Source organism: Maritalea porphyrae (assembly GCF_027213965.1).
GTDB lineage: Bacteria > Pseudomonadota > Alphaproteobacteria > Rhizobiales > Devosiaceae > Maritalea > Maritalea porphyrae_A.
In genome coordinates this window covers 1-530 of sequence record NZ_JAPWGX010000014.1, presented here as the reverse complement: position 1 = coordinate 530, position 530 = coordinate 1, and the positions used below count along the sequence as shown (strand labels likewise).

At 48.7% G+C, this 530-nt stretch carries 2 protein-coding genes; both read right to left on the bottom strand.

The features are described 5' to 3' along the window. The coding region (locus O4H47_RS17840; RefSeq protein WP_269395376.1) for a hypothetical protein at nucleotides 1–233 on the bottom strand (233 nt) is incomplete at its 3' end. Continuing rightward, complete coding sequence (locus tag O4H47_RS17835) at nucleotides 208–393, bottom strand: hypothetical protein (RefSeq protein ID WP_269395375.1); 186 nt, start codon at nucleotides 391–393, stop codon at nucleotides 208–210. The genes O4H47_RS17835 and O4H47_RS17840, both read right to left, overlap by 26 nt. Nucleotides 394–530 lie beyond the last annotated feature (137 nt).

Sequence of the window (530 nt, the reverse complement as noted above, 5' to 3'; positions counted from 1 at the left end):
CCCTTATCTTGAACCGTTTGAATGTGCTCAATCGCAGGCGTCAGCACATTGTTGATCCGCTCAAGTGCAACTGTCTGCACCTCCCCCACAGCCGTATCGTAGTCCGCTTTGGAGTTTTCAATCGGCTTCAGGCGCAAGTCGATTGCATCAAGCAATCGTTCAAAAAAGCGACGGTCAATAATCTTAAGCTTATCCAGCCCAAGAATGTCACGAAGTGATCGGCGAAAACTCATCAATTGCATCCTTATGCTTTTTGACCAGATGGCCCTTAAGAACCACTGTGCCGCCAGGTCTCAACCATGTGCGTCCAACTTGAATAGCTTTGGACAATTTCACGTCATATTGGCGCGCGTCATCAATGCTGGCGCGCACCGCTTTATTCGGTTTGGTCATGTTAGGAAGCCTAATTGCTATGCAGTGTACGCAACGTCAGTGCGCTCTGCGATGTAGAAGTGATTGAGAACGTCGGTCGTATCGCCATCAATCTGAATTTTGTACGACGACACCGGCGCGGCCAAATTGAATACAAA

Coding starts and splice junctions, on each gene's coding strand:
- O4H47_RS17835 (WP_269395375.1), bottom strand. CDS start 393: ATGACCAAACCGAATAAAGCGGTGCGCGCCAGCATTGATGACGCGCGC.